This window comes from Actinoplanes octamycinicus (genome assembly GCF_014205225.1).
Lineage (GTDB): Bacteria > Actinomycetota > Actinomycetes > Mycobacteriales > Micromonosporaceae > Actinoplanes > Actinoplanes octamycinicus.
In genome coordinates, this window is sequence record NZ_JACHNB010000001.1 from 15,282 (window position 1) to 39,603 (window position 24,322).

A 24,322-nucleotide genomic window follows, 5' to 3' on the forward strand; every position below is an offset into this window, starting at 1 on the left:
CGGTTCGCCTTCTCGCCGGGCGCGTCCTACCGTCCCTAGTACATCGATATACAGGGTACGCAGAGGAGCGGGGAGATGCGGGTTCTGATTTCCGGTAGCAGCATCGCGGGACCGGCCAGCGCGTTCTGGCTGCACCGGGCGGGCGCCGAGGTGACCGTGGTGGAGAAGTCCCGGGCGCCCCGCCCGGGCGGGCACGCGGTGGACATCCGCGGCGTGGCCCGGCAGGTGGTCGAGTGGATGGGGGTCCGCGAGGCGATCCGGGACCGCCAGGTGGACGAGCGCGGCTGGATGCTGGTGAACGCGAGGAACCGGCCGATGGGCCGGATGCCCGCCGACGCGTTCGGCGGCGAGGGCATCGTCGCGGAGATCGAGATCGCCCGGGGCGATCTCGCCGAGGTGCTGCGGGACGCGACCGCGGGCTTCACCGACTATCGGTACGGCGACCGGATCACCGCGCTCGACCAGGACCCGGCCGGCGTCGACGTGACCTTCGCCAGTGGCCTGCGGGAACGGTACGACCTGGTGATCGGCGCCGACGGCGTGCACTCCGGAGTCCGCTCGCTGGCCTTCGGCCCGGAGTCGGACCACCTCAAGTACCTGGGCCTCTACTCGGCCTACTTCACCGTCACCGATCCCGGCGACCTGGACAACTGGTACCTGATGTACAACGAGCCGGGAGTGGTCGCCGGCCTGCGCCCGGAGCGCGGCGGCACCGCCAAGGCGCACCTCGGCTTCCGGGAGCCGCAGGCCCGCTACGAGCGGCTCTCCCCGGACGAGGAGCGCCGGGTGGTCGCCGAGCGGCTGGCCGGCGCCGGCTGGAAGGTCCCGGAGCTGCTGCGGCAGATGCCGGACGCGCCGGACTTCTTCTTCGACTCGATCAACCAGGTGCACGTGAAGCGGTGGTGGCGGGGCCGGGTCGCACTGGTCGGCGACGCCGGTTACTGCGGGTCGCCGCTGGCCGGGCTGGGCACCAGCATGAGCCTGGTCGGCGCCTACGTGCTGGCCGGTGAGCTGGCCACCGGGACCGATCCGGAGCGGGCCTTCGCGGCGTACCAGGAGACCATGGCCGATTACGTGGCGGCCGGGCTGGAACTGCCGCCGGGCGGGGCGGCCGGGCTCGCCCCGCACTCCCGGTTGATGATCCGCGCCCGGGCCACGTCCATGTCGATGATGACCCGGTGGCCGATGCGGCAGCTGCTGGCCAAGCAGTTCGGCAAGGCCGAGGCGATCACGCTGCGCGACTACGGCCTGCTCACCCCGGCCGGTCAGTCCAGGTAGACCAGCCCGTCGATGATCACCTTCGGACGGGCGGCGGTGCCCTCCGGCTCCACCCGCACGGTGTGCGACCCGCTGTCCGGCCACGACCTGGTCCACACCGCGCGGCGGTACAGCGGGGCGGTGGCGCGGGTGTCGACGTACCCCTGGAACTCCCCGTCGACGAAGACCTTCACCCGGCCGGTGGTCGTCGTGCGGCCCACCACCAGGGCCGCCGAGCGGCCGGTGAAGGTCCACGTCAGGGTGGAGCCGGCGGTGGCGGCCGAGGCCGCCGCGCCGCCCAGGTGACCGGTGTCCGAGGAGGCCCGCCAGCTCCCGGTCCGCGTCGCCTCGGTCTCCTGCAACACCTGCGGGGTACGCCCGAGCGTCGCCTCCCGGCGGTTACCCGCATGATCGGTCGCGGTCACCGTCCAGCTGCTCGCGACACCGATCGGCGCCGTGCCGGTCACGCTGCGGATGCTTCCGCCCAGCAACGCCTCGCTCCGCCCGCTGACCTGCACCCCGCGCAGCCCGGCCGGGTCGGTGGCGGTCCAGGACAGCCGGACCGGCGTGCTCGGGCCGACCGTCCCGGCGGTCAGGTCGGCCTGCGGCAGCGTGGTGAAGTCCGGCGGGGTCACGTCGGCGACCACCGGGATCGAGACGGTCGCGGTCCGGCCGGACAGGTGCACCGCCCGGATCGCCACGGTGTGCGCGCCGGGGGCGAGACTCAGCTCGCCGAGCCGGGTCCAGTTGGCCCGGGACAACGCCAGCCGGCCGTCCACGTAGACGTCGAACCGGTTGATCATCCGGGTCGAGGTGGCCAGGTCCCAGAGCGGCACCAGCCGCCCGGTGGTCCAGTAGGTCCCGGACCACAGCCAGGCGCGGGACACCTTGGCCACGTGCAGCCCGCTCGGGCCGGCGCCGGCCAGCCGCCGGATCGCCGGGAGCTGGGCGTAGAGGGCGTTGCCCGGGCACTCGGTCAGCCCGGCGTCCCGGTGGCCGGAGATCCGGTTCAGCGTCACCCGGCGGCCCACCTTGTACTTCGGGCCGCCGCCGGAGGTGACCACCACCCGGCCGGCCGGCGCGTTGCCGTGCGCGCCCAGCTTGTACGCGGCCAGCTGGGCCACCGACAGCCGGGCCGCCGAGGAGAGCGTGGCGGCCCGGTAGTCGCCGATCACCGCGACCGCGCTGGCGTTGGTGTTGAAGCCCAGGGTGTGCGCGCCGAGCACGTTGCGGGTCACCCCGCCGCGCCGGCCCTCGAAGACGGTGCCGCACTTGTCGACCAGGAAGTTGTAGCCGATGTCGTTCCAGCCCTTGCTCTTCACCTGGTAGGCCTCGATGCCGCGGACCACGCTGGTCGAGGTCCGGCAGCTGTAGCCGTTGCCGGTCGCCGTGTGGTGCACGAAGAACACCTCGACCGGGCCGGTGTAGCTGGGCGCCTCCTTGACGATCTTCTCGTTCGCGCCCCAGGCGGCCCGGGTCATCAGCTTGGGCACCGGGCGGGGCGGGATCTCCACGCCGGCGGTCCGGCGGGGCTTGGTCAGGGCGGCCGGGACCATCGTCGTCTTCTCCAGCCGGGTGCCCTGCGGTTCGCCCGGCTCGGTCTTCTCCGGCCCGGCCTTGTCCGGCCCGGCCTTCTCCGGCCCGGTCTTCTCCGGTTCGTAGGCGTCCGGGTTGATCAGGTCGACTCGCAGGCCGGCCGGCAGCGCCGACACCCCGCCGGCGGCGATCACCCGGGCCTGCACGCCGTTCGACGGTCCGACCCAGAGCGGGTCACTGGCGCCGCGAACCCCGGGGCCCTCGGTGCCCCCGGACTCGTCCGGCGCGTCGGTCTCCAGCACCTGCCACGGCGTCCAGCTCCGGCCGCCGACCGGCCGGGTCCGCACCTCGATCGTCCCGGTCGCCGTCGCGCGCGGATCGTCCCAGGTCACGCCGACCAGGCTGAACCGCTTGGTGTGCCGCTCCGGCAGCACGGCGGCCTGGCTGCCGGTCTCCGCGACCAGCCGCATCCCGCCGGTCAGCGCGAACGTCTGCAGGAGCGGCGGCGCGGCAGCCGGGGCGAGACCGACGATCGCCAGGGCGATCGCCGGGGTGGCCGCGACCATCGCGGTGACAAGGCGGTTCCGGCGCATGCAAAACTCCCCGGCCACCGGCGGAAGGGGTCGATTCGGGAGCGAACCGGCGACCATCTGCCACCTTGCCGGGGGCGGGAGTGGCTTGTGGCTATTTCTGTGAAAAAGGCTCGATTTGCCGGGCGCATCGGGGCCCGGCCGGTCGCGAGCCGGCACCACCGTGGACGGGCGGTTTAGCGCCGCGAAGCCGTGGGGTAAAGCGTCGCCGCCCCATCCCCACGGTTTCGAGGAGCTTCCATGTCCATCCAGGGCGTCTTCTATCTCATCGCGGTGATCCTGCTGGTCCTCGCCGCGCTGCCGATCCCCAGCCGCGGCTTCAGCCTGGCGCTGCTCGGGGCGGCCTTCGCCCTGCTGGGCTACGCCTGGCCGGCCATCACCGGCTGAGTCACGGGTGCTGCGGGCGTACCGCAAGAGTCGGACAGCGGCCGGAAGCGGACAGCGAACCGCGACCGGCCGCATGCCGATGCCACCCGGTCACGACCGGCCGCGGTTAGACGGTGCGCTTGTAGACCACCGCCTGCCACGGAGCCAGCGTCAGCGACTCCGCCGAGGCCGAGGATGAGGCCGCGGGCGACGGCGCGGATGCGGCCGAGGGCCCGGGTGGCAGGTTGGTGAGCAGCAGCTCGGCGCCGGACCAGGCGGCTGCGTCGTCGATCTCCGCCTGGACCGTGTCGCCGGTGAAGTTGCCGATCACCAGCAGTTCGGTGTGGCCGAGGCGGCGGGTGAAGGCGTAGAGCCGCTCGTCGTGCGGCAGCAGCATGGTGAAGTCGCCCTCGGCGACCGCCGGTTCGGTGTGCCGCAGCTCGATCAGCCGCCGGTAGTAGTGGAACACCGAGTCCGGGTCGGCCCGCTGGGCGGCCGCGTTGATCTGCGGGTAGTTCGGATTGGCCGGCAGCCACGGGGTGCCGGTGGTGAAGCCGGCGTGCGGCTTGTCGTCCCACTGCATCGGGGTGCGGGCGTTGTCCCGGCCGCGCGCCCGGAGCACGGTCAGCACCTCCTCCGGGGTGCGGCCCTCCAGCTCCAGGGCCTGCTTGTACTGCCCGAGCGCCTCGATGTCGCGGAAGTCCTCGATCCCGCCGAACGGGTAGTTCGTCATTCCGAGTTCTTCGCCCTGGTAGACGTAGGGCGTGCCGCGGTGCAGGTGGAGCACGGTGCCGAGCATCTTGGCCGAGGCGTCCCGGTACGCCGGCGAGTCGTCGCCGTAGCGGGAGACGACCCGGGGCTGGTCGTGGTTGTTCCAGTAGAGGCTGTTCCACCCGGCCTCGGCGAGCCCGGCCTGCCAGCGGCCCAGGATCGCCTTCAGCTTGGTCAGCTGCAGCGGCTGCAGCAGCCACGGGTCCGGCCCGCGGTCCACCCAGACGTGGTCGAACTGGAAGACCATGTCGACCTCGTGCCGGTCCGGGTCGGTGTGCAGGATCGCCTCCTCCACGGTGACCCCGGGCATCTCGCCGACGGTGAGCAGCCCCTCCCGGCCGGCGAAGACCTCCCGGTGCATCTCCTGGAGGAACTCGTGCAGCCGGGGACCGCCGATGAACCCGGCCGAGCCGTCGGCGTAGGCGGATCCGGCCGACAGCCGGCCGTCCGGCAGCGGCAGCACCTTGGAGATCATGTTGATCACGTCCATCCGGAAGCCGTCCACGCCCCGGTCCAGCCACCAGCGCATCATCGCGTAGACCGCCTGCCGGACCTCCGGGTTCTCCCAGTTCAGGTCGGGCTGCTTGCGGGAGAACAGGTGCAGGTAGTACTCGCCGGTCTTCTCGTCGAACTCCCAGGCCGGGCCGCCGAAGACGGATCCCCAGTTGGTCGGCTCGGCGCCCGGGGTGCCCGGCTCCATGCCCTCGCGGGCCGGCCGCCACCAGTACCAGTCGCGTTTCGGGTTGTCCTTGGACGAGCGGCTCTCCTGGAACCAGGGGTGCTCGTCCGAGCTGTGGTTCACCACCAAGTCCATGATCAGCTTCATGCCGCGGGCGTGCGCCCCGGCGAGCAGCTCGTCGAAGATCTCCAGGGTGCCGAACATCGGCTCGATGTCCTGGTAGTCGCTGATGTCGTAACCGTTGTCGTCCTGCGGCGAGGGATAGATCGGCGACAACCAGAGCACGTCGACGCCCAGTTCGGCCAAGTGGTCGAGGTGGCCGATGATCCCGCGCAGATCACCCATCCCGTCGCCGTCCGAGTCCGCGAAGCTCCGCGGGTAGATCTGGTAGACGACCGCCTTCTTCCACCACGAATCCGTCATGGCTCTTCTCTAACACGAGAACGGGCCCGGTAAACGGCAGGCATACTGACCACGTGTTTATTACCAAAATTAGGCTTTTGTCATGAAGGTGGCGTTGCTGGGGCCGATCGCCTGGCGCACTCCCCCGCTGCACTACGGCCCGTGGGAACTGATCACCAGCCTGCTCGCCGAGGGACTGACCGAGCGGGGCGTCGACGTCACCCTGTTCGCCACCCTGGACTCGGTCACCAAGGCCACCCTGGACGGCGTCGTGCCGACCGGCTACGAGGAGTCCGACGAGATCGACGGCCGGGTCTGGGAGGCCATCCACGTCAGCCACGCGCTGGAACGCTCCGGCGAGTTCGACCTGATCCACAACCACCTGGACTGGCTGCCGCTGGCGTTCTCGGCGCACTGCGCGGCGCCGATGCTGACCACCGTGCACGGCTTCTCCGGGGCGAACATCCTCCCGGCGTACCGGCGGGCGAAGTCGCTGTTCGTGTCCATCTCCGACAGCGACCGGTCGCCCGATCTGGACTATCTCGCCACCGTGCACCACGGCGTGGACCTCGACGGCCTGCCGTTCCACCCGGACGGCGGGGACGACCTGATCCTGTTCGGGCGGATCCACCCGGACAAGGGGACCGACCTGGCCATCGAGATCGCCCGGCGGGCCGGCCGGCGGCTGGTGATCTGCGGGATCGTGCAGGACCGGGCGTTCTTCGAGGCGGAGGTGGAGCCGCTGATCGACGGGGAGCGGGTGGTCTACCTCGGTTCGGTGGGGCCGGAGGAGCGCGGGGCGATTCTCGGCTCCGGCGCGGCGCTGCTGCACCCGATCCGGTTCGCCGAGCCGTTCGGGCTGTCGGTGGTGGAGTCGATGGCGTGCGGGACGCCGGTGATCGCGTACCGGAAGGGGTCCATGCCCGAAGTGGTCGACGAGGGCGTCACGGGACGGCTGGTCGACTCGGTGGAGGGCGCGGTCGCTGCGGTCGAGGGGATCGGAAGCCTCGACCGGGGGGTTTGTTCCGCGCGAGCCAGGGAACGCTTCTCGGCCGCTCGGATGGTCGATGAATATTTGGCGATTTACCGAAAAATCCTCAGCTGAAAAGCTAAGTCTTGTTAACGTCGCAATGTGAATTGCGCGTTAATCGGGAGCTTTTCCCGGAACGCCCCGCGCTGCGGGGAGGCAGCCGGCTGAGAGCAGAAAGGCCCAGGTCATGCCCGCGACATACGGGTTTTTGAGTACGTATCCCCCCACCCAATGCGGTTTGGCGACATTCAATGCCGCACTCGCCACCCACCTGAGCGCCGGAACGCCCGGTGCCGCCGTGGGATCCGGCGTGGTACGCCTGCTCAGCCAGGACAACACCGGTGGAGGGATCGCGCTCGACCGGGCCGCACCGCGGGTCGTGCACACGTGGCACACCGACGCGCCGGGCGGCTGGAGCGCCGCGGCCGCCGCGCTCAACCGGTTCGACGTGGCGATCATCCAGCACGAGTACGGGATCTACCCGGGCGACGCCGGTGCCGAGGTGCTGCCGCTGCTGCGCGACCTCAAGATCCCGGCGATCGTGGTGCTGCACACCGTGCTCAGCCACCCGGACCCGCTGCAGCGCGCGGTGCTGGAGCAGATCGCCGACTCCGCGGCCGCCGTGGTGACCATGACCGACACCGCCCGGCAGCGGCTGACCGCGAACTACGCGGTGAACCCCCGCAAGATCACCGTGATCCCGCACGGCGCCGGCAGCCACGCCGGGGTGCCCCGCGAGGACCACGACCGGCCGAACCTGCTGACCTGGGGGCTGCTCGGCCCGGGCAAGGGCATCGAGTGGGCGCTGCGGGCCCTGGCCCTGCTCGGCGACCTGCAGCCGGCGCCGGTCTACACGGTCGCCGGCCGGACCCATCCGAAGGTGCTCGAGCAGCAGGGCGACGTCTACCGGTCCTCGCTGGTCGCGCTCGCCGCCGAGCTCGCCGTGACGGACGCGGTGAAGTGGGTGGACGCGTACCTGGAGCCGGCCCAGCTGTCCAAACTGATCCGGTCGGCGGACGCGGTGGTGCTGCCGTACGACTCCACCGAGCAGGTCACCTCGGGCGTGCTGATCGAAGCGGTCGGAGCCGGCGTGCCGGTGGTGGCGACCGAGTTCCCGCACGCGGTGGAACTGCTCGCCGACGGCCCCGGGTTGCTCGTGCCGCATCAGGACCCGGAGGCGATGGCACTGGCCATCCGGCACGTGCTGGCCGAGCCGGGGCTGCCCGGACGACTGGCCGGACTGGCCGGCGGTCCGACGCTGCGCTGGCCGGCGGTGGCCGCCCGCTACCAGGCGCTGGCCGGCCGGCTGCTGGCCGACCGAGCGCCGCTGGCCGCGGCCACGATCCCGGCATGAGCCTTTCGCTGCGGCTGATCCCGCCGCCGATCCGGCTCACCGACGTTCCCGAACCACGGTTCGACCACGTGCTCCGGCTCTCCGACGACACCGGGCTGCTGGAGCACGCCCGGACCGCGATCGCCCGGCGCGAGCACGGCTACTGCGTCGACGACGTCAGCCGGGGGCTGCTGGTCGCCAGCCGGGAGCCCCGGCCATCCGCCGAGCTGGTCCGGGCCGCCGAGCGTTACCTGGCCTTCCTCACCCACGCGCAGGGCGCCGACGGGGCGTTCCGCAACCGGATGAGCTACGACCGGCGCTGGCAGGACGAGCCGTCGCTGGGCGACTGGTGGGGCCGGGCGCTGTGGGGGCTGGGCACCGCCGCCGCCCGGAGCCACGCGCCGTGGATCCGCGCCGAGGCCCGGTACGCCTTCCACCTGGGCGCCCACCGGCGCTCGCCGTGGCCGCGGGCGATGGCCTTCGCCGGCCTGGGCGCCGCCGAGGTGCTCCGGGCCGACCCGCGCGACCGGGCCGCCGCCGAGCTGCTCGCCGACGCCGCCACGGTGATCGGCCTGCCCGGCTCCGACCCGGAGTGGGTGTGGCCGGAACGCGAACTCACCTACGCCAACCCGGCGCTGGCCGAGGTGGTGATCGCGGCCGGCGACCTGCTCGGCGACGAGGCGTTGCTCGGCGACGGCCTGCGGATGCTCGCCTGGCTCTGCGAGATGCAGGATCACCACGGCCACCTCTCCACGGTGCCGGTCGGCGGCTGGCGTCCGGGGGTCCCCCGGCACCGGCACGACCAGCAGCCGATCGAGGCGGCGGCCACCGCGGACGCCTGCGCCACGGCGGCCGCGGTGACCGGCGACGAGCGCTGGGACGCCCCGCTCTTCCAGTCGATCGCCTGGTTCCTGGGCGACAACGACACCGGAACGGTGATGTGGGACAGCGAGACTTGTGGTTGTTATGACGGATTGACGGCTGATGGTCCTAATCTGAACCAAGGAGCCGAATCCACTCTCGCGCTCGTCTCCACGCTGCAGCACGCCCGCACGCTGGCACATCGGAGCGCGACCCGACCGTCAGGCGGCCTAGGTTGACAGCAACCGTGAACACCACCGACATCACCCGTCACAACATCACCATGGCGCCTGACGGCCGCCGCGTGGTGATCAAGCTGTTCGTGCCCGGCGAGGACGCGCACGCCACGCACAACCGCACGGCCTGCATGATCGAGCGGATGCTGCAGCTCGACGAGAACGACATCAGCACGCTTCTCGACGACGTGCTGACCCGTTTCTCCGGCCGGCACCACGACGTCCTGGCCACCTTCCAGCACCACTACGAGGTGGTCCAGCACCGGGTGCCCCCGGAGATCGAGCTGTCCCCGCAGGCCCGGACGCTGATCGGGGCGTACTTCAGCCACGAGTTCTCGGTCGAGGCCGCGGCGCTCTGCAACCCGTCGATCGTGCCGCACCCGGACCAGTCCGACCTGGCGCCGGGTGAGCTGCGGGCGGCGCTGAGCCTGCGGCAGATCGGCGAGGGGCACATCTCGTCGATCGGCTTCTGCAGCGTGATCCTCGGGCCGGGCGCGGCGATCCGCCTGGAGGACCGGGACGGCCCGCTCGCGATCGGCCAGCGGGTCGGCGCCAAGCACATGAAGCACCAGCTGTTCGCCGCGCTCGGCGACGAGGACATCGACAACGAGTGCTCGGCGTACATCCTGGGCACGCTGCCGGACCGGTACGACGACCAGGTCTTCGAGGACGTCCTCTCGCACCTGCCGCCGGAGATCCTGGCCCGGCCGACCACCCCGATGACGCTGGACCTGATCCGGCGGATCGTGATGGACGACTACGCGGTCACCTTCCCGCCGACCATGCCGCTGCACCAGCGGGTGCTCTGGCCGGCCACGCCGAGCGAGAGCCGGGGCATGGAGGACGCCCGGTTCGTCCAGGTGATCGACCCGGACGGGCGGCCGGCGTACCAGGCGACCTACACCGCGTACGACGGGTACAACATCGCCGGCCGGGTGATCTACACCCGGGACCTGCGGCACTTCGAGGTGACCGCGCTGCACGGGCCGGCCGCCCGGAACAAGGGCATGGCGCTGTTCCCGCGCTACATCAAGGGCAAGAAGATGGCGCTCTGCCGCTCCGACGGCGAGACGCTCGGCCTGGCCGTCCGCGACGACCAGCACCGCTGGCAGCCGGCCGGGCCGCTGCTGGTGCCGCACCGCGGCTGGGACCTGATCCAGGTGGGCAACTGCGGGTCACCGATCGAGACCGAGGCCGGGTGGCTGGTGCTCACCCACGGCGTCGGGCCGATGCGCCGGTACGCGATCGGCGCCATGCTGCTCGACCTGGACGACCCGTCCCGGGTGATCGCCGACCTCCCGCACGGCCTGATCGACCCGGACGAGAGCGAACGGGAGGGGTACGTGCCGAACGTGCTCTACTCCTGCGGCGGCCTGGTCCACGACGGCCGGTTCTGGCTGCCGTACGCCTCCAGCGACGTCCGGATCGCGTTCGCCAGCATGCCGCTGGACCGCCTGCTGCACCGCATGGTCCCGATCGAACGGTGATCAGACCGTCCCGGCCACCACCCAGATGGTCAGGACGGCGAGGAAGTCACCGCGGGCGCCGGCCGCCGCCACGCAGGCCAGCCACTCGTCGCGCAGGGCGGGCGGGGTCTGCCAGGAGTCCACCGGCACCCGCGGGTTGACCATCGGGAGCACCACCGCCGCCGATTCGGGACTGCCGAACAGGCAGGTGACCGGGGTCGCGGTCAGGTTCGACAGACCGGCCGCGACCAGGCGGCGGCGCAGCGTCCGGCCCATGTTCCGCTCCGGCGGGGTGAAGTGACCCCGCGCGTAGCGCCACACGCTGTCCCAGAGCCGGGGCGGCATCCCGTCGAAGGCGAGCGAGTCCCAGTCGGTGTCGATCAGGCAGATCCGGCCGCCCGGCCGGGTCACCCGGCACAGCTCGCCGATCGCCCGCTCCGCGTCGTCCACGTGCTGGAGCACCCGCTCGCACCAGACCCCGTCCACGCAGCCGTCCGGCAGGTCCAGATCGCCGACGTCGCCGATCACGTAGCGCACGTTGCTGTTGTCGTGCCGGCCGACCGCGGCCGCGGTGATCGCCGCGGAGCAGTCCAGCGCGATCACCTCGCCGCGCGGCCCGACCTCGGCGGCCAGCTTGCGGGCCATCTCGCCGCTCCCGGAACCCGCGTCCAGCAGCCGCGCGCCGAGCGCCGGGCGGAGCGCGTCGAACCCGGTCCGGCGGACCCGCCGGATCTCCGGGTGCCGGCCCATCTCGGTCAGCGCGGTGAGCACGATCTCCGACATCGGGGCGGTCAGTCCGTCGATGTCGGAAAACGGCGTACGTTCCTTCTGCGCGGGTTCCATGCCGCGATTGTTCTCCTGGCGCACACCGATTCGACGGCCGTCGTCATCCATCCGACAGGGGGCTCCACCTGCTTTTCTTTTGATCGGTTCCAGTACCGTGAGGCGCTTGTGAACGAGGAGCACCCGATGACCACACCGCACCGGCCGGACGCGCCCGACTGGATCACCTACCCGATCCGGGCGATCGCGCTGATCGTGGTGTTCCCCTTCCGGCTGCTCTGGGAGCTGGGCGTGCTGGTCAACCGGTTCGTCCTGGTCCCGGTCGGCCGGGCGCTCGGCTGGCTGCTGCGCACCTTCCTGGTGGTCCCGCTGCTCTGGCTGCTCCGCCAACTGCTGCAGTGGATCCTGCTGCCGCTCTGGCACGCCCTGCGCTGGGCGGTCGCGGCGCTGGTCACCGGGGTCGCCTGGGTGCTCCGGATGCTGCTGCGCTGGCTGCTCCGGCCGATCGCGATGGCGATCGTGTGGCTGCTCACCCCGGTGCTGCGGGCGATCTACAACTGGGTGCTGGCGCCGATCGGGCACGCGCTCGCCTGGCTGCTGGTGGCGCTCTACCGCTGGGTGCTCACCCCGATCGGGCACGCGGTCGTCTGGGCGGTGCACGCGTCGTACCGATGGATCCTCCGGCCGATCGGCCTGGCGATCGCCTGGACCGTCCGCGCGGTCTACCACGGGGTGCTGGTGCCGATCGGCCGGGCGATCGCCTGGGCGTCCCTGATGATCTACCGCTTCGTGCTCCGGCCGCTTGGCATCGCGATCCGGTTCACCTGGCACTACACCGTCGGCGCGGTGTTCCGCGGGATCGCCGCGGCCGGCCGGTGGCTGAGCGACGAGGTGTTCCGTCCGGTCGGCCGGGCGATTCGCACGACGTTCGATCTCTGAAACGCCTCACTACCACATTTCGTGACCGAGCGTCATGCGGCGGTCATCACAAGTCACGTGCGGGATCACCCGCAACAGCCGCGCAACCGATATGAAAAACTTCCGGCATGATCGAGCAGGTGCGATTCGGGCTGGTGGGGTTCGGCAGCGGCGGGCGGATCTTCCACGCCCCGCTGATCGCCTCCGCGGAGAACATCGAGTTCGTCGGTGTGGTCACCACTTCCGACGAGCGCCGCAAGCAGGTCACCGAGCAGTTGCCCGGGGTCGCGACCTACGACTCGATCGCCGCGCTGGCCGCCGACGGCGTCCAGGCGGTGACCATCTCCACCCCCGCGTCCACCCACGCCGACCTGGCTCTCGAGGCGATCCGGCTGGGCCTGGCGGTGGTCGTCGACAAGCCGTTCACGCTGGACGCGCCGACCTCCCGCGAGCTGGTCAAGAGCGCCGAGGCGGCCGGCGTCCCGTTGACCGTCTACCAGAACAGGCGCTGGGACTCCGACTTCCTGACCATCCGGAAGCTGATCGACAAGGGCTCGCTCGGCACCATCCGCCGCTTCGAGTCGCGGATGGAGCGCTGGGCCCCGGACCGCCTGCCCAAGGCGTCCGGCGGCGGCACCCTGCTGGACTTCGGCTCGCACCTGGTCGACCAGGCGTTGCAGCTGCACGGCCCGGCCCAGCGGGTCTACGCCGAGATGCGCGGCGAGAGCGAGCTGGACGACGACTTCTTCCTGGCCATGCACCACCTCAGCGGCGTCGAGTCGCACCTGTGGGGCAGCTGGCGGCAGGCCGGTCCGGGCCCGCGTTTCCGGGTCACCGGCACCGCCGGCACGTTCATCACCCCCGAGCTGGACTGCCAGGAGGAGATGCTCAAGGCCGGCAAGACCCCGGCGAAACTCGGCGAGCGCTGGGGCGTCGAGCACCAGCACCGCTGGGGCCACCTGTGGCGCGGCGCGACCGGCGCCCCGGTGGAGAGCTGCCGCGGCCGCTGGGACTCGTTCTACCCGGCCTTCGCCGAGGCGGTCCGCGGCGCCGGCCCGCTCCCGGTCGACCCGTGGGACACCGTGCGCGCCATGGAGGTCCTCGACGCGGCCCGGGTCAGCGCCAGCACCGGCCGCTCCGTCACCCTTTAGGTCAACCCCGCTTTCCGGTACGCCGTAAGCACCCGCCGTCCGGGTCCCGCGCGGGCTCCGGACCGGCTACGTGCCGCCCAGTCCCGCACGGGCCCGGACCGGCTACGCGCCGCCCAGCCCCGCACGAGCTCCGAACCGGCTACGCGCCGCCCAGTCCCGCGCGGACTCCGGACCGACTGCGCGCCGCCCAGTGCCGCACGGGCTCCGAACCGACTGTGCGCCGCCCAGCCCCGCGCCGGCTCCGAACCGGCTACGCGCCGCCCAGCCCCGCGCCGGCTCCGAACCGACTGCGCGCCGCCCAGCCCCGCACGGGCTCCGAACCGGCTACGCGCCGCCCAGCCCCGCGCGGGCTCCGGACCGCTGCGCGCCGCCCGGTCCCGGGCTGGGCCTCACGGGTCCCTCAGAGCGGCTGAGACACCCCTGGCCCCCTGCCGGTCGACTGAGGATGGTCATTGCCGGCGCGGTGGCGGGTTGTCCACACCAGCGAGCTGTCCACAGCCCGGCCGCGGGTGGCCGCATTTTCGCGCGATACTGTCTTCGGGCAGGCCCCCCTGGGCGGGCGGGGACTGGGAAGTTGCCCTGCCGTCCCGGGCCGCACCGATTCGGACACCACGATCAGAGGCGCCTGCGAGCAGCCGGAACCGACCCACCTGTCCCGGCTGGCCTGTGCAGGTGCCTCAAGACCGGCCAGACACCCGTGAGGGCCAGCCGGGAGAGGGAGCGCGTCACGGGCCGGGCCCCGAGCGGGCCTCGCGGAGAGCCCGACCACGGGACCGGCCGCGCGGCGGGCGCTAAGGGCGTACCGGAAACGGGTTTCAGCGGGGGATGAAAATGAGGCGGTCGCGGAACAGGGCGAGGCGCTCCGGGGTGATGCCGTCGCAGTAGACGACCAGTTCGTCGGGGGTGCTGAAGCCGCCGCGGGCCTCCCGGGCGGCGACGATCTGGTCGGCGAGCGACAGGTCGAGCTGCAGGCCGCCGGCGATCCACTCGGCGGAGACGTGGTTGACGTCGATCAGGCCACCGTCGTCGTACTGCCGGTGCGGCAGGTCGGGGCGGCCGATCAGCAGCTCGGAGGCGAGCGCCGGCTGGGATGCCTGCAGTTGCCGGGCCTCCTCGCGGCGCCGGGCCCGCCAGCGGGCCGCGGCCAGCGCCGGGTCCTCCTGCGGCATCGGGACGGGGTAGGGCATCACCGGCACCTGCGGTCCGGTCGGCCCGGTCGCCGCCGCCCAGCGGACCCGGGACGCGACGACCGCGGTGTGCACGATGCCGACCACGTAGATCAGCATCAGCAGCGCCACCACCCAGGTGCCCTCGCTGTCGGGCTGCCCCTGGCTGCGGCTGGAGCTGTAGAACGAGACGCCGGCGCAGAGCCCGAGCGTGGCGGCGAGGTAGCCGAAGGCGGCGATGGTGTGGAACCGGGAACGCAGCCGGCGACCGCCGATGAGCACCATCAGGAACGTGCCGTAACCGCAGGTGAAGAGCGGGACGAGGAACCACCACCAGGTCGGCTCGGGCGGCCGCTGGGCCATCCGCGGGTCAGGCTGCATACCCCGACCCTAATCCGGCCACTCAAGGTGATCCATGAAGCGGCGCGTGCCCGCGTCCGGACGACGGACGCGGGCACGCTGTTCCGCGGGAGCGGTCAGTTGCGGACGATGGTGAAGGTGGACGTCGGGTTCTCGATGTCCTTGTAGTTGTTGCTCAGGGTCAGGTTGGTGAAGGTGGCCGAGCCGACCGCCGGGCCCTGACCGGCTTCCGGCAGCGGGTTCGCCCAGATGCCGTAACCGCTCTTGGCGTCGAAGGCGTCACCGCTCTTCTGCGCGCCGGTGATGGTCACGTTGGTGAAGACCGTGTCCTTGATCGGGTTCACCGGCTGACCGCCGATGTACTGGGTCTGGAACATGATCCCGGAGTAGGTCGGGTCGACGATGTCGGTGTTGCTGACCCGGATCCCCTGGAACACCTTGGACGCGCTGAACATCCAGATCGCCGGGAACACCTGCTGGCCCCAGAAGTGGCCACCGGCCCGGACCACCGAGATGTTGTCCAGCACGGTCGGCGGGTTGGCGCCGAAGCCGTTCATCGGGTAGCCGAAGTCGAGCGAGCTGACCGTGATCCCGGAGTAGCACAGCGTGTCCGCGATGTAGATGTTCTTGAAGGTGTTCGCGTAGCCGCCGTAGACCGCGATGCCGGCCGCCCGCCAGGTGAGCAGGCTGGTCAGGTTGGAGAAGGTGTTGTTGATCTCGTCCGAGCCGCCGGCGTCGATCGCCGAGAACAGCGCGAAGCTGTCGTCGCCGGTCGCCCGGGACTCGTTGTTGTCGACCAGGTTGCCGGTGCTGCCGTTGGTCATGTTCACGCCGTCGGCGAAGGTGTTCCGGACCCGCGAATTCTTGATCACCATGTTGTCGGTGTTCGCGCCCCAGTACAGGCAGACCACGTGCTCGGCCCAGATGTTGTCGATCGTCACGTTGGCGACGTTGGCGAAGTCGAAGACCTTGCCCGGGCCGTCGATCCGGATCGTGTAGTTGCCCCAGAACGAGAAGTTGGCGAACGTCGAGCCGTTGGCCGTGGCGTCGGCCCGGAAGCCGGCGTCCGTCTCGGTCTGCGTCTCCGGGGTGTGGAAGCGGGTGTACCACGGTCCCGCGCCGAGCACCTTGATCGACTTGCCGTAGACCTGGAACTTGTTCGACGTCTGGTAGTCACCGGCGGGCAGGTAGACGCCCAGCTTGGTGCTGTCCTGCCGGGCCGCGTCCAGGGCGGCCTGCACCGACTGCTGGTCGAAGCCGGCCGGCACCACGTACTTCGCGGCGTCCGGGTTGGCGATCGGCGCGACCTGCTCCAGCTGGATGAAGTCGATCGCGATGCTGCCGCTGTTGCCGGAGTCCTTCTGCAGCTTGATCGTGCTGCCGGCCGGGAACGAGCCGGTCAGCATGACGTTCGCCTCGTCGTAGATGTGCCGCGGCCCGGAGCCGGAGTTCTGCGGCGCCGTCTCGTTGCCGTAGAGCCAGGCGTACTTCGAGGTGAGCGGCAGGGTCTTGTTCAGCGACCCGTTCACGTAGACGTTGATCGAGCTGGTCGTGCCGTCCGGGATGGAGAACCGGGCGACCACCGTGTTGGTGGCGTTGCGGGTGGTCCAGGCCACCGACGCGCCGGTCTGGTTCAGCGTGACCGCCTTGCGGCCGGACGCCTCCCCGGCGAGGTCGCCGATGGTCCGGTTGGGGCCGACGACCGCCGCGCCGCCACCGACCGTGCCGTCCTCGGCCTCGTACATGTCGTACGGCATGTTCGCGCCGCGACCCACGAAGAACGGTTTCTCGCTGGTGTTGTTGCCCTGTTTCACCGGCAGCTCGTTGGTGTCCGCGGCGACCGCGGTCCGGACCGTGTACTTGCCGTTCACCGCGGTCCAGGTGCCCAGGCTGATCGACGGCGACGAGGCGCCGGCCGCCAGGGTGCCGGTGTACGACCCGGTGAACGTCTTGACCGTGGTGGACCCGTTCAGGACCGTCACCGTGACGGCGTGCGCGCCGCTGCCGGTGGCCGCGGTGCCCTGGTTCTTCAGGACCACCGAGAAGCTCACCGTGTTGCCGGCCGACGGGTTGCCCGGCGACCAGGAGACCGCCGAGGCGACCAGGTCGGAGCTGCTGACCGGGGCCACGACCAGGTTCGACGGGCTGGTGTAGGAGTTGTTGGCGTCGTCGGTCTCGATGATCGTGTTCGCCTCGTCGACCTTGGCGCTGACCGCGTAGATGCCCGCGTCCTTCGCGCCGACGTTCGCCGAGACGGTGGTGGACGCGCCGGCGGCGAGGGCGCCGACGGTGGCCGAGCCGACCTTGGTCGTACCGAGATAGAGGTTGACCGAGGAGGCCGGCGAAGCGGCCGTGCCCGCGTTGCGGACCGTGGCGGACAGGGTGATCGCGTCGGTCTCGACCGGCGCGGCCGGCGAGGTGCTGAGGCCGGTGACGGTCAGGTCCGGGTTGACCGCCGGGGTGCCGATCACCTGGAACTCGGCGACCTGGCCGCTGGGCGCGCCGGTGTTCGCGGTGAAGGAGAGCCGGACGTCCGCGGTGGTCGCGGAGACCGGGATGGTCACGGTGTTCCCGGAGGCGGGATTGAAGGTGTACGCCGCCGAGCCCACGATCGTGGTGTAGCCGGACGCCGACTGCTCCCGGCCGAGCACCGCGAAGGTCTGCTGCCGGGTGCCCCAGTCGGTGGCCGGGTTGAGCTTGACCACCACCGAGGAGACCGTCGCGTTGGCGCCCAGCTTCACCGTCAGGTTGGCCGGGTACGCGCTGCCCTCCCAGTAGGTCGCGGTGTCGTTGTCGTTTGCGTTGGCCGCCACGAAGGTGAAGACCGTCGAGGACGCCTCGATCGGCTTGCCCACCGCGAGGTTGGTCCCGGTCTGCGGGGCCCCGGTCCGGGTCACCGTGTTGCTGGCCGCCGACTCGTTGCCGGCCGCGTCGCGCGCCTTGACGTAGTAGGACACCGTCGCGGTGTCGGCGACGCTGTCGGTGTACGTGGTCCCGGTGACCGTGGTCTTCAGCGCGCCGTTGGCGTAGACGTGGTAGCCGGTCACGCCCACGTTGTCGGTCGACGCGCCCCAGCTGAGCCGGATCTGCCCGGCGGCCGGCGTGGTGTAGGACAGCGTGCCGGGCGTGGTCGGTGCCTGCGAGTCGCCGGTCGCGCCGGTCCGGGTCACCGTGTTGCTGTTCCCGGAGACGTTGCCGGCCGCGTCCTTGGCCCGCATGTAGTACTGCACGGTCGCCGAGTCCGGCTGGCTGTCCGTGTAGGTCAGCACGTTGCCGGCCACGCTCGTCCGCAGAACGCCGTTGGCGTAGACGTCGTAGCCGGTCACGCCCACGTTGTCGGTCGACGCGGACCAGTTCAGCCGGATCTGGCCGCTGGCCGGCTGGGTGTAGGTCAGGTTGCCGGGCGCGCTCGGCGCCTGGCTGTCCCCGGCGACCGGGCCGTAGAGCTCCAGCTCGGAGAGCTGCCCGGCGGGCCACGCGGTGTTGCCGGTGAAGGTCAGCCGGACGAACCGGGCGCTGGCCGCGGTGAAGTCGACCGTGACGGTGTTACCGCTCGCCGGGTTGAAGGTGTAGCCGGCGCTGGACTTGAGGTCACTGAACGAGGTGCCGTTCGTGCTGCCCTGGATCGACAGCGTCTCGGTGCGGGTGCCCCAGGCGGTGGCCGGGGGCAGCTTCAGGACCGCCTGGTTGACCTGGGTGGACGTGCCCAGGTCGACCTGCAGCCACTGCGGGAAGGCGTTGTTGTTGCTCTCCCAGTAGGTGTTCGCGTTGCCGTCGCCGGCGTTGCCGGCCGGGTAGACGTCGGTGTAGCTGCTGGCGCTGAAGGTCTTGCCGGCCGCGAGGTTGGGCCCGGCGGCCTGCGCCGCGGGGGCGTGCATCAACGCGGCTACCACGCCGGCGGCGGCGGCCGCGGCTATCAGCCTGAATCTGGACATGCGGGAGCGCACCTTTCCTTCGAGAGGTGTTACGGGGGCCGCCGGGCGACCTGGTGGATGGCCGCCCGGCGGGGTCTTCTCAGGAGGCGTAGGCCTCGAGCTCGGAGAGCTGGCCAGCCGGCCAGCCGGTGTTCCCCGTGAAGGTGAGACGCAGGTAGCGGGCGGAGGCGGTCACCGGGATGGTGACCGTGTTCCCGCTCGCCGGGTTGAAGGTGTAGCCGGCGCTCGCCTTGACCGTGCCGTAGGACGAGCCGTCGGTGCTGCCCAGCACGGACAGCGTCTGGGTGCGGGTGGCCCAGGCCGCGGCCGGCGGCAGCTTGACGACGATCCGGGTCAGCGCCCGGCTCTGGCCCAGGTCGACCGTGACCGACTGCGGGAAGGCGTTGCTGCTGCTCTCCCAGTAGCTGTTGGCGTTGCCGTCGGTCAGGTTGGCCGGGGTGTAGACGTCGGCCTGGCTGGTCGCGGTGACCGTCTTTCCGGCAGCGAGGTTGCCCGCCGGAGGCGGCGTCGTGGTCGGCGGGGTGGTCGGCGGCGTGGTGGTGCCACCGGTCGCGTACAGCTCCAGCTCGGCGAGCTGCGCGGCGGGCCAGCCCGTGTTGGCCGTGAAGGTCAGCCGGACGTATCGACGACTTCCGGTGGTCAGCGGGACGGTCGCGCTGTTGCCGGTCGCCGGGTCGAGGGTGACCCCGGTGGCGCCGGCCAGCGACGTCCAGGAGGACCCGTCGGTGCTTCCGGAGACCGCGACGGTCTCGGTCCGCTTCTCCCAGCCTGCCGGCAGCTTCAGTACGGCCCGTCCGACCGTCTGCGCGGATCCGAGGTCCACCGTGTACGTCTGCGGGAACGCGTTGTTCGCGCTCTCCCAGTACGTCGCCGCGTTGCCGTCCACCGCGTTCGCGCCCGGGTAGGGGCCGTTCGCGGAGGAGACCGTGACCGCCTTGCCCTGAGCCAGGTTGCCGTTGGCGGGCGGCGGCGTCGTGGAGGTGCTGGGCGACGGCGTCGGCGAGGACGAGGCCGGCGGGGTGGACGGGGTCGTGGTGCTGTTGCCCCACTTCGGCGCCGGCCACGGCCCGCAGTACGGCGTCGAGGTCTGCCAGCCCGAGTTCCCGCCCCCGTCGGTGATCGCCAGGCCGGCGCCGGTGCAGTTGTAGGTCGGCGGGTTCTGCGCGATCCCGGTCGCCTTCACGTTGGTGAAGGTGGCGGTGGCCGGGGCCTGCGCCTGCAGCGCGAACGTGCCGGCGCCGGCGATGGTCACGTTGGTCAGGTTCAGCCCGCTGGTGCCGTTGCCGATCCACTGGATCGCGGAGTAGGAGCTGTCCAGGATGTCGGTGTCGGTGACGTTGATCGTCGCCCCGGTGATCGCGCCCTGGTCCGGCCAGAACCACAGCGCGCCGATCCCGAAGTTCCAGTTGTAGTCGGAGTTGCCGGTCCGGATCAGGGTGTTGCGGGCCAGCGTCCAGGTGCCGGCCACCGCGGTCGGCCCGGTGACCCCGGGGTACCGGTTGGCGACGTGCAGGCCGCCGCCGTTGGTGACCGTCTCGGCCATCACGTTGTCGCTGATCGTGATGTCCCGGCCGCCGTAGCTGACGATGTTGTTCGCCAGGATCGGCGCGACCACGGTGTTGTGGGTGAACGAGTTGCCGACGTTCGCGGTGTTCTCCGCCCACATGGCCAGCCCGTCGTCACCGGTGTTGCGGACGAACGTGTTGGTGACCGTGGAGTTGGTGACGCCGATGTGGAAGTTCACGCCGTCCGCGGTCTGGTCCAGGATCCGGCTGTTCCGGATCGTGAACCTGTCCATCGGGCCGTCCATCCAGGCCCCGACCTTGGTGTGCTGCATCCAGACGTTGTCGATCGCCGAGTTCGACATGGCGCCGCCGAACGCGTTGACCTGGTCCTCGTCGACCCGCTCCTGGATGTCACCGATCACCGCGAGGTCCTTGACCGTGACGTTCTGGCTCGGGCCGCCCTGGCCGGCGTACTTGCCGTAGATGCCGGCCGCCAGGTTGCGCTGGCTGGGGTGCCGGCCGCCGAGCACGGTGTACCAGGGACCGGCCCCGGCGAGCGTGACCCGATCCACGATCACGTGGCTGTACAGCGTGTAGTCGCCCGGCGGGAGGTAGACGACCCGCCCGGCCGCCGAGCCGGCGTTGACCGCGGCCTGGATCTTCGCGGTGGAGTCGGTGGCGCCGGTCGGGTCCGCGCCGTAGTCGGCGACCGCGTCGATGGCGCCGGACGGCTTGCCGATCGGGCCCGGAACGTTCTCGAAGTCGGCCAGGTCGATGGTGAAGCTGGGCGACTGCGCGGTCGAGCTGACCTGGATCCGGATCTTGGTACCGGCCTGGTAGGTGGTCCCGAAGAGCGCCCGGGCCTCGTCGTAGAAGTGGTGCGGCCGGCCGTCCCCGGGGTTGTTGGTGAACGGGTAGTAGCCGTAGTACCAGGCGTACTTCGAGGTGACCGGCACCGCCTTGATCAGCGTCGAGCCGGTGCGCAGGTCCAGCGAACCGCTCTTGCCGTCCGGCACGCTGTACCGGAAGGTGACCGCGTTGGCCGGCTTGGTCAGGGTGAACTCGACGTACTCACCCGCCGCGTCGAGGGTGACCGCCTCCCGGCCGGAGGCCTCGGAGGAGAGCGTGCCGTAGGTCCGGTCGGTGCCGGTCGAGGTGCCGTTGGTCGCCGCCTTCTCCGCCTCGATCTCGGTGAACGGCACGGTCGCGCCCCGCCCGGCGATGTCGAACGGGGAGAGTCCGGCGGCCTGCGCCGGGGTGGAGGTCCAGGTCACTGCGGTGACCGCGGCGGCCGTGAGGACGGCGGCCAGGGTTGCTGTCGGGGCGGTGCGGTTGGCCATGGGTCCCTTCCTTGGTGTGGCCAGCCCCCGTGTTCGGTGATGTGTCCGTCCTGCTCGGCGGGCGTCCCCGGCGGTGGAACCGGGGACCGCCCGCACCGGTCAGAAGCGCAGCCAGACCGCGGTGTCCTGGGGGAGGAGGTCACCGTCGAGGGGGCCGCTGGCGAGCAGGATGGTCTTGTGCTCCGGCATGGGGATGGCGGCGCCGGAGAGGTTGAGCACGCACGCGACGTCGCCGCGGCAGTAGGCGAGCACGTCGGCGCCGGCCTCGAGCCAGGTCATCGCGGGATCGTTGATGTGCTCGCGGCGCAACCGGATCGCGGTGCGGTAGAGCTCCAGCATCGAGTTCGGGTCGCCGGTCTGCGCCTCGACCGTGCGGTCCTTCCACTCGGCCGGCTGGGGCAGCCAGGAGGTGCCGGTGGTGAAGGCGTACGGCGGCTCGTCCCCGGACCAGGGCAGCGGCACCCGGCAGCCGTCCCGGGTGTGCCCGCGCCGGGCGTACATCGGATCCTGGATCTGATCTTCAGGAATGTTCTCGTTCTCCCACAGCCCGAGCTCCTCGCCCTGGTAGACGTAGGTGGACCCGGGCAGCGAAAGGGTGAGCAGCGCGGCCGCCCGGGCCCGCCGGGTGCCCAGTTCCAGGTCGACCGGGGAGCCGTCGAGGTTGTTCTCGAAGCTGAACGTGGTGTCGGCCCGGCCGTACCGGGTGACGTGCCGGGTGACGTCGTGGTTGGACAGCACCCAGGTGGGCGGGGCGCCGACCTTGGCGTGCGCGTCCAGGGTCCGGTCGATGCAGGCGCGCATCAGGTCGGGGTCCCAGGCGCAGCCGAGGAAGTCGAAGTTGAACGCCGCGTGCAGCTCGTCCGGCCGCAGATAGTTGGTGAACCGTTCGACGTCCGGCATCCAGACCTCGCCGATCAGCGCCCGGCCCTGGTAGTCGTCGGCCACCCGGCGCCAGGCCCGGTAGACGTCGTGCACCGCGTCCAGGTCGTGGAACGGGTGCGGCTCGCCCTCCACCACCTCGGGCAGCGCGGTGTCCTTGAACAGCAGCGCGGCCGAGTCGATCCGGATCCCGTCGGCGCCCCGGTCGAACCAGAACCGGAGGATGTCCTCGAACTCCGCCTGGACGTCCGGGTGCTCCCAGTTGAGGTCGGGCTGCTCCGGGGTGAACAGGTGCAGGTACCACGACCCGTCCGGCGCCTTCGACCAGGTGGTCCCGCCGAACTCCCCGGTCCAGCCGGTGGGCATCTGCTCGCCGTTCTCGCCCCGCCCCGGGCGGAACCAGAAGTAGTCCCGCTCGGGCGCGTCCGGCGAGGCGATCGCGGCCTGGAACCACGGGTGCTCGGAGGAGATGTGGTTCGGCACGATGTCGACGATCATCCGGATCCCGGCCGCGTGCGCCTCGGCGATCAGCGCCTCGGCGCCGGCCAGGTCGCCGAAGACCGGGTCGACGTCCCGGAAGTCCGCCACGTCGTAACCGGCGTCCGCCATCGGCGACGGGTACCACGGGCTCATCCAGATCGCGTCCACCCCGAGGTCGCGGAGGTGGCCCAGGCGTGCCCGGATGCCGCCGATGTCACCGACGCCGTCACCGTCGGAGTCGGCGAAACTCCGGGGGTACACCTGGTAGATGACCGCGTCGCGCCACCACGCACTGTCTTTTGCGGACACGAAAACTCGCTTTCTGCGTATTAATGCAGCATTTTTTGCGCTTCAGCGGGTGAGCGCCGGCTGTCGGCGACGGCGCTCTAGCCCTTGACGCTGCCTGCGGTCAGGCCGGACATGATGTTCCGCTGGAAGATCAGGAAGATGATCACCGTGGGAATGGCGGCGATCACCGAGGCGGCGATCACCTCGTTCACCGACGAGCCGCCGGAGAAGGCCACGATGCCCACGCTGACCGTGCGGGTCGAGCCGTCCGGCATGACCAGCTTCGGCCAGAGGAAGTCCTTCCAGACGTAGGTGACCGAGAAGATCGAGACGACGCCGAGGATCGGACGCGACATCGGCAGGATGATCGACCAGAGGGTGCGCAGCGGGCCGGCGCCGTCCACCTGGGCGGCCGCCATCAGGTCGTCCGGGATGGAGTCGAAGAACCGTTTCAACAGGAAGATGTTGAACGCGTTGGCGACCAGCGGCAGCCAGATCGCGAGCGGCTGGTTGATCAGGCTGGTGTGCACGAGCGGCAGGTCGATCACCGTCACGTACTGCGGCACGATCAGCACGATCACCGGGATCATCAGGGTGGCGAGCATCGCGCCGAGCACCACGTTGCCCAGGACCGGGCGCAGCTTGGACAGCGAGTACGCCGCCGCCGTGTCGAACACCAGCTGGAACAGCACCGCGCCGAGGGCGTAGTAGAAGGTGTTGAACAGCAGCTTGGAGAGGTTGAGGTTGCTCCACGCATTGGTGTAGTTGCTGAAGTTCGGGTCCTGCGGCCAGAGCGTCGGCGGGGTCTGGGCGATCTCCTGGCCGGTCTTCAGCGCGCCGGTGACCATCCAGTACAGCGGGCCGATGAACACCAGGGTGAAGCTGACGACGACCAGGCTCAGCAACGTCCAGTAGACGACCTTGCCCTTGCCCCGCTGCAACTGCGCCTGCGAGATGAGCGTGCGGGTGCCGGAATTCTGCGACATGCGG

Annotated in this window: 16 protein-coding genes; 8 read left to right on the top strand and 8 right to left on the bottom strand. The window is 71.0% G+C overall.

The features are described from left to right. Window positions 1-75 precede the first annotated feature (75 nt). Entirely contained in the window at window positions 76-1,278 is a 1,203-nt protein-coding gene (locus tag BJY16_RS00090) for an FAD-dependent monooxygenase (RefSeq protein WP_185037094.1), read from the top strand. On the opposite strand, the gene BJY16_RS00095 is transcribed toward BJY16_RS00090, so the two are convergent. After that, window positions 1,266-3,386: a peptidoglycan recognition protein family protein gene (locus tag BJY16_RS00095; RefSeq protein ID WP_185037095.1), complete on the bottom strand. Its 2,121-nt coding sequence runs from the start codon at window positions 3,384-3,386 to the stop codon at window positions 1,266-1,268. The genes BJY16_RS00090 and BJY16_RS00095 overlap by 13 nt on opposite strands. Window positions 3,387-3,623: 237 nt before the next feature. On the opposite strand from BJY16_RS00095, the gene BJY16_RS00100 reads away from it, so the two are divergent. Beyond that, window positions 3,624-3,770, top strand: a complete 147-nt coding sequence (locus BJY16_RS00100) for a hypothetical protein (protein WP_185037096.1) — start codon at window positions 3,624-3,626, stop codon at window positions 3,768-3,770. A gap of 106 nt (window positions 3,771-3,876) precedes the next feature. Here the strand turns inward: BJY16_RS00100 and BJY16_RS00105 are convergent, their stop codons facing one another. Then, the gene (locus BJY16_RS00105) at window positions 3,877-5,622 is read right to left on the bottom strand and encodes a glycoside hydrolase family 13 protein (protein WP_185037097.1); all 1,746 of its coding nucleotides are present in this window, start codon (window positions 5,620-5,622) and stop codon (window positions 3,877-3,879) included. 82 nt (window positions 5,623-5,704) lie between these two features. Here BJY16_RS00105 and BJY16_RS00110 point away from each other — a divergent pair, with 82 nt between their 5' ends. The 4 genes from BJY16_RS00110 (at window position 5,705) to BJY16_RS00125 (ending at window position 10,548) form a co-directional block, all read left to right on the top strand. Further along, window positions 5,705-6,706 (top strand): glycosyltransferase family 4 protein, encoded by a 1,002-nt coding sequence (locus BJY16_RS00110; RefSeq protein ID WP_185037098.1) that lies wholly within the window; start codon window positions 5,705-5,707, stop codon window positions 6,704-6,706. A gap of 112 nt (window positions 6,707-6,818) precedes the next feature. Next, window positions 6,819-7,985, top strand: coding sequence for a glycosyltransferase (locus BJY16_RS00115; RefSeq protein ID WP_185037099.1), 1,167 nt, complete (start codon window positions 6,819-6,821; stop codon window positions 7,983-7,985). Then, on the top strand, window positions 7,982-9,064 hold the full coding sequence (locus BJY16_RS00120; protein ID WP_185037100.1) for a glycosyltransferase: 1,083 nt from the start codon (window positions 7,982-7,984) through the stop codon (window positions 9,062-9,064). The genes BJY16_RS00115 and BJY16_RS00120 overlap by 4 nt, the downstream gene beginning before the upstream one ends. 44 nt (window positions 9,065-9,108) lie before the next feature. Beyond that, entirely contained in the window at window positions 9,109-10,548 is a 1,440-nt protein-coding gene (locus tag BJY16_RS00125; protein ID WP_239177975.1) for a glycoside hydrolase family 130 protein, read from the top strand. Here BJY16_RS00125 and BJY16_RS00130 read toward each other — a convergent pair whose 3' ends face one another. After that, on the bottom strand, window positions 10,549-11,370 hold the full coding sequence (locus BJY16_RS00130) for a methyltransferase domain-containing protein (RefSeq protein ID WP_185037102.1): 822 nt from the start codon (window positions 11,368-11,370) through the stop codon (window positions 10,549-10,551). A gap of 126 nt (window positions 11,371-11,496) precedes the next feature. Here BJY16_RS00130 and BJY16_RS00135 point away from each other — a divergent pair, with 126 nt between their 5' ends. Together BJY16_RS00135 and BJY16_RS00140 are read left to right on the top strand one after the other, a co-directional pair. Next, window positions 11,497-12,249: a hypothetical protein gene (locus BJY16_RS00135; protein ID WP_185037103.1), complete on the top strand. Its 753-nt coding sequence runs from the start codon at window positions 11,497-11,499 to the stop codon at window positions 12,247-12,249. Window positions 12,250-12,356: 107 nt separating this feature from the next. Beyond that, the gene (locus tag BJY16_RS00140; protein ID WP_185037104.1) at window positions 12,357-13,379 is read left to right on the top strand and encodes a Gfo/Idh/MocA family protein; all 1,023 of its coding nucleotides are present in this window, start codon (window positions 12,357-12,359) and stop codon (window positions 13,377-13,379) included. Window positions 13,380-14,194: 815 nt separating this feature from the next. Here the strand turns inward: BJY16_RS00140 and BJY16_RS00145 are convergent. The 5 genes from BJY16_RS00145 to BJY16_RS00165 all read right to left on the bottom strand — a co-directional run bounded on the left by BJY16_RS00145 (window position 14,195) and on the right by BJY16_RS00165 (window position 24,318). Further along, window positions 14,195-14,926, bottom strand: coding sequence for a ComEA family DNA-binding protein (locus BJY16_RS00145; RefSeq protein ID WP_185037105.1), 732 nt, complete (start codon window positions 14,924-14,926; stop codon window positions 14,195-14,197). A gap of 95 nt (window positions 14,927-15,021) precedes the next feature. Next, window positions 15,022-18,840 carry a discoidin domain-containing protein gene (locus BJY16_RS00150; RefSeq protein ID WP_221501845.1) on the bottom strand — a complete coding sequence of 1,273 codons (3,819 nt, stop codon included), beginning with the start codon at window positions 18,838-18,840 and terminating at the stop codon, window positions 15,022-15,024. 79 nt (window positions 18,841-18,919) lie between these two features. Next, entirely contained in the window at window positions 18,920-21,685 is a 2,766-nt protein-coding gene (locus BJY16_RS00155) for a discoidin domain-containing protein (protein ID WP_185037106.1), read from the bottom strand. 99 nt (window positions 21,686-21,784) lie between these two features. Then, window positions 21,785-23,353 carry a glycoside hydrolase family 13 protein gene (locus BJY16_RS00160; RefSeq protein WP_185037107.1) on the bottom strand — a complete coding sequence of 523 codons (1,569 nt, stop codon included), beginning with the start codon at window positions 23,351-23,353 and terminating at the stop codon, window positions 21,785-21,787. Window positions 23,354-23,430: 77 nt separating this feature from the next. Continuing rightward, a complete protein-coding gene (locus BJY16_RS00165; RefSeq protein ID WP_185037108.1) occupies window positions 23,431-24,318 on the bottom strand; it encodes a carbohydrate ABC transporter permease in 888 nt (295 codons plus the stop codon). Window positions 24,319-24,322: the final 4 nt, after the last annotated feature.

What these genes read in the sequence shown, in the direction of transcription:
- BJY16_RS00155 (WP_185037106.1), bottom strand. Translation starts at nt 21,685, where the DNA reads ATGGCCAACCGCACCGCCCCGACAGCAACCCTGGCCGCCGTCCTCACG.
- BJY16_RS00135 (WP_185037103.1), top strand. Translation starts at nt 11,497, where the DNA reads ATGACCACACCGCACCGGCCGGACGCGCCCGACTGGATCACCTACCCG.
- BJY16_RS00140 (WP_185037104.1), top strand. Translation starts at nt 12,357, where the DNA reads ATGATCGAGCAGGTGCGATTCGGGCTGGTGGGGTTCGGCAGCGGCGGG.
- BJY16_RS00115 (WP_185037099.1), top strand. Translation starts at nt 6,819, where the DNA reads ATGCCCGCGACATACGGGTTTTTGAGTACGTATCCCCCCACCCAATGC.
- BJY16_RS00110 (WP_185037098.1), top strand. Translation starts at nt 5,705, where the DNA reads ATGAAGGTGGCGTTGCTGGGGCCGATCGCCTGGCGCACTCCCCCGCTG.
- BJY16_RS00130 (WP_185037102.1), bottom strand. Translation starts at nt 11,370, where the DNA reads ATGGAACCCGCGCAGAAGGAACGTACGCCGTTTTCCGACATCGACGGA.
- BJY16_RS00150 (WP_221501845.1), bottom strand. Translation starts at nt 18,840, where the DNA reads ATGTCCAGATTCAGGCTGATAGCCGCGGCCGCCGCCGCCGGCGTGGTA.
- BJY16_RS00145 (WP_185037105.1), bottom strand. Translation starts at nt 14,926, where the DNA reads ATGCAGCCTGACCCGCGGATGGCCCAGCGGCCGCCCGAGCCGACCTGG.
- BJY16_RS00125 (WP_239177975.1), top strand. Translation starts at nt 9,109, where the DNA reads ATGGCGCCTGACGGCCGCCGCGTGGTGATCAAGCTGTTCGTGCCCGGC.
- BJY16_RS00165 (WP_185037108.1), bottom strand. Translation starts at nt 24,318, where the DNA reads ATGTCGCAGAATTCCGGCACCCGCACGCTCATCTCGCAGGCGCAGTTG.
- BJY16_RS00100 (WP_185037096.1), top strand. Translation starts at nt 3,624, where the DNA reads ATGTCCATCCAGGGCGTCTTCTATCTCATCGCGGTGATCCTGCTGGTC.
- BJY16_RS00095 (WP_185037095.1), bottom strand. Translation starts at nt 3,386, where the DNA reads ATGCGCCGGAACCGCCTTGTCACCGCGATGGTCGCGGCCACCCCGGCG.
- BJY16_RS00105 (WP_185037097.1), bottom strand. Translation starts at nt 5,622, where the DNA reads ATGACGGATTCGTGGTGGAAGAAGGCGGTCGTCTACCAGATCTACCCG.
- BJY16_RS00090 (WP_185037094.1), top strand. Translation starts at nt 76, where the DNA reads ATGCGGGTTCTGATTTCCGGTAGCAGCATCGCGGGACCGGCCAGCGCG.
- BJY16_RS00120 (WP_185037100.1), top strand. Translation starts at nt 7,982, where the DNA reads ATGAGCCTTTCGCTGCGGCTGATCCCGCCGCCGATCCGGCTCACCGAC.